Consider the following 7,540-nt stretch of genomic DNA (forward strand, 5'->3'; position numbering starts at 1 on the left):
GGCGGTTAGTCTACACTCTGCGGAATAACCGCCGTTCCTGTATACGGTCCTTCACAGAACGTGACGCGCCCCAGTGTCAGGTCACACCGCGCATAGCCTCCCCGCCCCTGCCGGACGACAGCCCGCCCGGTATAAAGCCCGTAACAGAACCGCGCTGTGCCGAGCGTAACATCACACAAATGATAGCCCCCATCCTGTGGCAGCACGGCCTGCCCGGTATAGGGTGCGCCACAAAAGGCCGGACGCCCCGTCGTCAGGTCACACCGGACAATGCCTCCCGCACCCTTCATGCTGCGGTCTGCATCAGTGCCCTCGGCAGCCAGACCCGGCTGCCCCTGCGCACACGCTCCGCAGAGCGCCATGCACACCAGCAGGAGGCGCGTGAGGCGTTTTCGTCCCTTTGGTGTGCGCTGCATGCCTTTCTCTCCCAGCCGGTTTCTGAGCCCTCCGTAGCGGAGCCTGTACGGGCTGACCATAAGGATGCGGCTCTGCCCTTATTCTCCAGCAAGAATACCCCTCCCCTGCCAACCAGCCAAAACCACACGCCTTCCCCAACCGGCTTACGCCTCTGGGCCAGGCCGCGCGTGGGCAGAGAAAAGCCCACGTCACCCGGCTTTTCTGCGGCCTCTTTTCGCGCTCCCTAAAAAAAATCAAAAAATCTGAAAATGTTGCTTGACGGTCCCCGAAAACCCCTCTAGATCAAGGCCCAACGCAGCCTCTTGTCCCGTTCGTCTAGAGGCCTAGGACACCGCCCTTTCACGGCGGCAACACGGGTTCGAATCCCGTACGGGACGCCATTGTTTTCATTGGCTTTTTTGGCGAAACTCTTCCAAAAAATATTAGTTTTTGCACCATTTTTGCACCATCGCGAGGAACGTCGTAGTATCTTCTCATGGTGGAAGATATCAACACGCCGGCAGGTGATGTCATGAGCGGGCGTACAGATCCCGCCACAGGCAAGGCTTTACCGCGCGGCGTAAGCTATCGTGGCCCCAGGCAATACATGACCCGTAAGGTGGTCGATGGCCGCCGGGTGCAGCAGACTTTCTCCACTGCGGCACAGGCCCGACGCTGGCTCAATGAAACAGCCGCCAAAGCAGAGCTTGGCCAGTTCACAGATACACGCCCTCTCGACAAGATGACGATTGGCACACTTGTTGAACGGTATCGCGATGAGTGCATGGCCGATCGGAAAGCCGACCGGATCGGGCATATCCCAGCCATCCTGCGCGACACCGCACTGTCTTCGGTACGGTTATCGAAATTCTCAGCCGCAGACGTCCGTGGCTTCCGTGAACGCATGACCGCAACCGGATATGCAGCTGCAACTGTGGTGAAACGCCTTAATCTTTTGGCCTCTATTCTTCAGCATGCCATCTCGGAATGGGATATCGCCATCGTCAATCATGCGTCTGGCCGCGTTGTAAAACGACCAGAGGGGGCTGACAAAAAACGTAACCGCCGTCTCAAGGAAAATCGGGACTCTTCCCTCCCTGGAGAATTTGAACGCCTGATTGAAGCCGTCAGCGCCTCCCCTCACCCGGATGATGTCTGGCTTGTGCGATGGTCGATCGAGCAGGGCACACGCCGGGGCGAAGCCCTCCAGCTTCGCTGGGGCGATATTGACCTTCAGCGTCGCACCCTGAAGCTGGGCGGCGAAAGCGGAAAGACCAAGACGCATCGCCATCAGGAAGAGCACGGGCCAGAGATACGCCCCCTCACGCCTGGCGCACGTCGCCTCCTGATCGAGAAGCTTGCAACGCTTCCGCATCAGCCCAAACCAACACAGCGCCTCTTTGATGTCGGGACTGAAGCAGCGTTCAGTGTTCGATATGGCCGTATGGTACGAGATGCCGGACTGAAAGATCTGACCTTTCACGACCTGAGACATGAAGCAACCAGCCGGTTAGCAAAATTGCTACCCAATCCGCTCGACCTCAAACGCGTGACCGGTCATCGCGATCTGAAATCACTGGATCGCTATTACCAGCCCGTTCCTGAAGACATCAGTCGTCAGATTGAGGAGGCTGAACGTGTGTTAGGTATGCTGTCAGAAGAGAAACCGCTGAAGGACTGAGGTCTCTTCATCTCCTGTCAGATCCCCATCACTTCATCAGAAAATGAAATGAAAGATCAGAGAAAGAATTTTCTTTCTCTGATCTCTCGTCCTGTGCTATCAGGTTTTCACGGATTAACGCCGTTCTTCTCCCCAAAAAAAACAATCTGAAATCTTGTATCTTTTGGGGAGTCCTGCATCCTTGGCCCAATCACCCGTCACGCCTAAAGTTTTGCGCTATCGCGATGCCGCAACCTATCTGGGCATTAGCCATGGTCGATTACGGAATCTGGTGAGCGAGGGACGTGGTCCAGCTTCCGTAACCTATGGCAAACGGGACAGGGCTTTTCCAATTGCCGCTCTGGATGCGTTTATCGACCAGCGGACAACTGGCTATCAACCCGCTACGCCAGAACCCGTCACGGTCAAACGTCGACCAGGCCGACCCCGCAAGACCGAACAACGCAGTCAGAAACAGATGGCGCATTGGACCGCAGTCATGATGGCACTGTTCATGACCTATCTTCTCTGGGCCTATGGTTTTCTTGGTCTTGCAACAGGTTTCATGACAAACTGAGAACCATTAAAGAAACAGCACTCCTCGCTTTTGCCCGCGAGAAAACAAGCCTGTCATATCCGGAAGGTTCTGTTCGCTCTCTGGGTACAATACAGATGCATCAGATATTCTGACGATCACCAAAATGTACACTGAAGATAACTTCCGCTTACGTCTCTACGGAATTCAGAAACACCGGCCTCTCTTTCTTCATTGAAGTGCCTATCTCCAATTTCGGGGTACGGGAGCCAATTTTGACCTGACCTTTTCCCAACATAAACGGCACCTGAACAAGCCAACGCAGGTCACCCTTCATTCCTTTCGCCATCTGGTTTCAACAACGCTCAGAAATCAGGAAAGTCACATTCGAGAGCTTTGGCTTCATGACCTGTTAGGCCGTGAAGCCACCCATAACAGCCAGGACACAACCCAAAGAAAGATTCACCTTCGCTCAACCGAACACCTCTTTCCAATCAATGTATGACAGGAAATCGGTCACTTAATTCAAGGCCCAACAGCGTGACGTCGGCACATTCTGATCTGTCTGGGGATTAGGTGCAGTTAACACACACAACACCGTCTGCTTACGCCCTTCTATTGTTAAAAGAACCCCTTGCCCCGAATAGTCCGTCGTGCTGATGACCTTGAAGCCCTTGTTCAATAACTCGGTCAAAGACATCGGGAGCGGTTTCAACATCGTGGGAACCGCTAAAGGACTATAGGGAGATTTCACACCTGATTGTGGCAACCAGTCCCCCGATGACTGGGCAAAACAACCAACAGGCCCTAAAAGACCAAGAGCTGTCGCGAGGATAAAACTGGCTTTTCGCATGAGACTTTTCCCTTCTAATGCTGCCATAGCCTGTAACGGACTGTCTCCTGTCTATCATACCAGACTGTAAGGGAGAACTTCTGTGAAACACGCGCCTTTGGAAGCCCAAGCACGCACCTTGGAAGCCACGGGCGCTTACCGGGTCTTACGTCGTATCGCGCCCCTTCCGCTTGAGACGCAGGGGCCACGTGATCACACCCGTATAGGCCTTTTTCTGGATCTGGAAACGACCGGCCTCGACCCGGCCTGTCATGAAATTATCGAATTCGGGATGGTGCCGTTTGTCTATACGCTGGATGGCCGCATTCTCGGCACCTTACCAGCCTTCAATCGTCTGAGAGAGCCTTCCCACCCTATCCCTCCCGAAATAACCGCCCTCACCGGCATCACACAGGAGATGGTTGCAGGTAAAACCATAGCCCCTGAAGAGGTCGCCCAGTTCGCGACGCAGGCAGCCCTCATCGTTGCCCATAATGCCAGATTTGACAGGCTGTTTGCCGAACGCTTCTGGGAGGGGTTTTCCACAGTGCCCTGGGCCTGCTCCATGGAAGATGTGCCCTGGCAGGCAGAAGGCTTTGAAGGGCGCAGCCTTGGCTATCTCGTCATGCAGGCCGGATGGTTTTTTGATGGACACCGGGCCGCCGATGATTGTCTGGCTGGTGTTACCCTGCTCACCACACGTCTGCCTAAAACACAGACCCCAGCCCTCTCCGCCCTGCTTCAGGAAGCGCGGCAACCCCGCTGGCAGATCTGGGCAGAAAATGCGCCTTTTGATCTCAAAGAGAAACTCAAGGCCCGTGGCTACCGCTGGAATGACGGCACCGATGGTCGCCCCAAAGCGTGGTTTACGGAAGTGCCACAAGCCCAAAAAGAAGACGAACTGCATTTCCTGAAAACGGAAATCTATCTTCGTGAGGTCGCTCTACTCACCCGTGAAATTACCGCATGGGATCGTTTCTCACACCGCGCCTGAAACACACCTTTCCATTCTCATCCTCCCTTACTCTTCGGCATGACAACAGCAGACTGACGGCAATCGCCCTCAAAGCAGAAAAATTCAGCAGAGCTTGCCTGAATTTGTTTTTTTTGGTGACCGCTCAAAGTACAGTCACGTCGAAGGTTGTCGAGGTTCGCGGCTATTTTCTGGGTGGTTGATGAAGCGCGTCGTGAGCAGCAGAACGCCATGAAATAACGCGAGCACTCCAAATGCTTCCGCAAAAGCCTCTGATGGGATATGAGACGGACCGGTTGTCGCGAGCCGCCATCCAAGGAATGTGGCGCACACCGTGGTCAACGTCGGCCCCCCGATCCTTTGCATGATGTTCAGCGCGGTCGTTGCCATGGGAATATCGTCCCGAGCGATCGACGCATACCCCGCGCTCATCGCCGGAATGCCCACGGCTCCTCCGCCACCACCGCGCAGAAGCAGGGCGACGCTCAGCAGGGCAACGTTCAGACCGCTATAGGCAAGCACCACCAAAATCACTGTTCCGACCAACGAGATAAGAGCCCCGCAACCGGTCAGATCGCGCGCGTCAAACCGGTCACTCAGACGCCCAATGAGCGGATAGACGCACATCATCCCCAGACCCAGGGGTGCCATGAACAGGCCCGTCCGCTCGGGCGAGACACCGCAGGCGTGGATCAGCCATATGGGTAGAAGCATCTGACCAGCGAACGATACCCCGTTCGTCAGAAACATGATGATCGCCGACACCGAAAAGGCAGGCGCACGCAGCAGGCGCAGGTCGATCAGCGCGTCATCACCCTTGCGTCGCGCGGATCGGACATACAGGACGAACAGCACGAGGGACGCGCCTAAGGTCGCCTGTCCATAAGGCCGGGCGACATGATCCATGCCGTAAAGAAACGAGACGAGAGCGGGCGCGAGAAATCCTAGCCCTGTCAGGTCAAGTGGACGGAAACGCTCGTCATGTCGATCGTCAGGGAGAAACAGAACGGCAAGGGCAAAAGCCGCAAGCCCGACCGGCACATTGAGAAGAAAGATCCATCGCCAGGACGCGACGGAGAGAATGGCACCGGCGACGACGGGTCCAAGAAGCGGCGCGAGCAGAACAGGTGCCGTCATCGCGCTCGCGACCCTCGGCATCTGTCGGCCCGCCACACGAGCTACCGTCATCTGCGCCATAGGGGCGAGCAGTCCGCCCGCCATGCCTTGCAGCAGCCGGAATACGATCAGGGACGGCGCAGACCACGCTAGTGCGCACAGGCCTGATGTCAGCGTGAAGGCACCGAAGCACCATAAATAGACCGCTCGCCCCCCGAGGCGGCTTACGAGCCATCCATTCAGTGGCAACGTCAGGGCGAGCGCCAGCAGATAGCCGCTGACCACCCATTGAATGTGTGAAAACGGAGCGTGCAGGGTCGCGACGAGATCTGGTAGCGACACATTGACGATCGTGGCGTCCAGTTGCGCCATGAAAGATCCGACCGCCGCGACGCTCACGATTTTCCAGGTGCCCGGAGGCAGTTGATCCGGGTCTAAGGCTGGCAACGACGTTCTGGCGTTCATGAATGATCTCGCGGGAAACCGTGAGACGCGCAGACATGAGCCATGCGTTTACGCATCCAGCGCGATCGCGTCGCTCGTCGTCACCCGGCCAAGACGGGGAAAAATCTCTTCGCAGGCAAAGCGCTGCATCTCTTCGGTGAATGTGGACATGACATCCTCGACGAGCACGACGTTATATCCGTGCTCATGCGCCGCTCTGGCGGTAGATTCCACACCCAGATTGGTGGCGATTCCACCGACCACGATGGTCGTGATCCCGCGTCGCCGCAGTTGGAGGTCAAGATCCGTGCCGTAGAAGGCACCCCATTGCCGTTTCGTGATACGCAGATCATTCGGTCCGGCGAGCCCGTCAACCAGTTCGGTCCAGTCGGGAGCAAAGCCTCCGGGCGGCGAAAAGGAGCGATCGACGACCGCATGCACCGCGTCCGCGAAATCGGGCGCGAACGCGACATTCACCAGAATGACGGGAGCACCGGCGGCCCGGAAACGCGCCGCGAGTTCTTTCGATCGTTCGACGATCGTGGCCCCCGGTATCGGGGCCAAAGGCAGTCCCGTGATTCCCTTCTGGAGATCGATCAGGACGAGGGCCGTCCGGGTGGGCGGAAGTGAAATCATGGCGTGAGCTTCCCTGTTGACGTTCGCGCGACCGTCCCGAAGCGTTGTCCAGACCGCACGGAACCGTTAGAAGTTGAGCATATACTCAAACAGGAGCATTATTTGAGGATGGACTCAAATACGTCAAGAGCAAAACGGACACCTCTTCAGCCGCTACGCTCGGCCGGACGCCAGCGCGTCGAGGAACTGCTCGCGGCTGCGTCCGACCTGATGGCGGAACGCGGTTACGAGGCGACGACCATGGCGGAGATCGCCGCGCGCGCCGGGGCGAAGATCGGCTCGCTCTATCGCTTCTTTCCGAACAAGGAGGCTGTGGCGGACGCTCTGGTGCAGCGGCATATCGCCATTCTGGAAGACGAATACGCAGCACTTGCCAAACGTGCGGCCACGCTTTCGCCGGAAGCGTTGGCGGATATCCTGATCGAACTGCTTGTCACGCTTCATCCGCGTGTGAAATCGCTGTCCGCCCTGATGGAGGCGCGGACTGACAAGATGGAGATCCGCGACCGCGCGCGAGGTCATGCCGTGGCCGGAATTGCGGCGGCTCTGCGCGTGTGTGCGCCGGGACTGGATGAGGCGCTGGCGAAAGACATCGCGGCGGTCGTTCTGAACACCATGAAAGTCTTGCGCGGCATGCTCGCGAACGACGCGCCCACGACGTCGGGCGCGCCCGATGAGTTGCGGCGGATGAACCGACTTTATCTTTCCGACAGGCTGGCGCCGTTCCGGCGCGGTTCAGACAGCGCAACGGATGGAAAGACACGCTAAATGCGAACCGGAGACGAAGCCACACTCTCCCGGTGTGATGCGTCCTTCGACTGACGGCGCGAGAGATCGGCCGCACTTGCGAAGTGCGAGATGCGCAGCGGCGGCTTCCGCCTCATCCCGGACATACAAGCCCCCATTCGCCAAGCTCCTAAGCGGACAGTCCGCAATCACCATGAGCTG

General features: G+C 57.4%; 7 protein-coding genes and 1 tRNA gene. 5 read left to right on the plus strand and 3 right to left on the minus strand.

Annotated elements, in window-relative coordinates; all coding sequences use genetic code 11:
* Window positions 1–5: 5 nt before the first annotated feature.
* Complete coding sequence (locus HK23_RS13080) at window positions 6–416, minus strand: hypothetical protein (protein ID WP_256940208.1); 411 nt, start codon at window positions 414–416, stop codon at window positions 6–8.
* A 305-nt stretch (window positions 417–721) separates the two neighbouring features.
* On the opposite strand from HK23_RS13080, the gene HK23_RS13085 reads away from it, so the two are divergent.
* From HK23_RS13085 to HK23_RS13105, 4 genes are all read left to right on the plus strand, one after another.
* Window positions 722–797, plus strand: a tRNA-Glu gene (locus HK23_RS13085).
* Between the two features lie 131 nt (window positions 798–928).
* The gene (locus tag HK23_RS13090) at window positions 929–2,077 is read left to right on the plus strand and encodes a tyrosine-type recombinase/integrase (protein WP_061487412.1); all 1,149 of its coding nucleotides are present in this window, start codon (window positions 929–931) and stop codon (window positions 2,075–2,077) included.
* A 181-nt stretch (window positions 2,078–2,258) separates the two neighbouring features.
* Entirely contained in the window at window positions 2,259–2,633 is a 375-nt protein-coding gene (locus HK23_RS14415; RefSeq protein WP_052944628.1) for a helix-turn-helix transcriptional regulator, read from the plus strand.
* 893 nt (window positions 2,634–3,526) lie between these two features.
* Complete coding sequence (locus tag HK23_RS13105) at window positions 3,527–4,417, plus strand: 3'-5' exonuclease (protein WP_006560305.1); 891 nt, start codon at window positions 3,527–3,529, stop codon at window positions 4,415–4,417.
* 135 nt (window positions 4,418–4,552) lie between these two features.
* On the opposite strand, the gene HK23_RS13110 is transcribed toward HK23_RS13105, so the two are convergent.
* Together HK23_RS13110 and HK23_RS13115 are read right to left on the minus strand one after the other, a co-directional pair.
* Window positions 4,553–5,977 carry a DHA2 family efflux MFS transporter permease subunit gene (locus tag HK23_RS13110; protein ID WP_048837087.1) on the minus strand — a complete coding sequence of 475 codons (1,425 nt, stop codon included), beginning with the start codon at window positions 5,975–5,977 and terminating at the stop codon, window positions 4,553–4,555.
* 48 nt (window positions 5,978–6,025) lie between these two features.
* Entirely contained in the window at window positions 6,026–6,592 is a 567-nt protein-coding gene (locus HK23_RS13115; protein ID WP_063354546.1) for a hydrolase, read from the minus strand.
* 108 nt (window positions 6,593–6,700) lie between these two features.
* Between HK23_RS13115 and HK23_RS13120 the strand changes: the two genes are divergently transcribed.
* Complete coding sequence (locus HK23_RS13120) at window positions 6,701–7,360, plus strand: TetR/AcrR family transcriptional regulator (protein WP_063354547.1); 660 nt, start codon at window positions 6,701–6,703, stop codon at window positions 7,358–7,360.
* Window positions 7,361–7,540: the final 180 nt, after the last annotated feature.

It is taken from the genome of Acetobacter malorum (genome assembly GCF_002153605.1).
Lineage (GTDB): Bacteria > Pseudomonadota > Alphaproteobacteria > Acetobacterales > Acetobacteraceae > Acetobacter > Acetobacter malorum_A.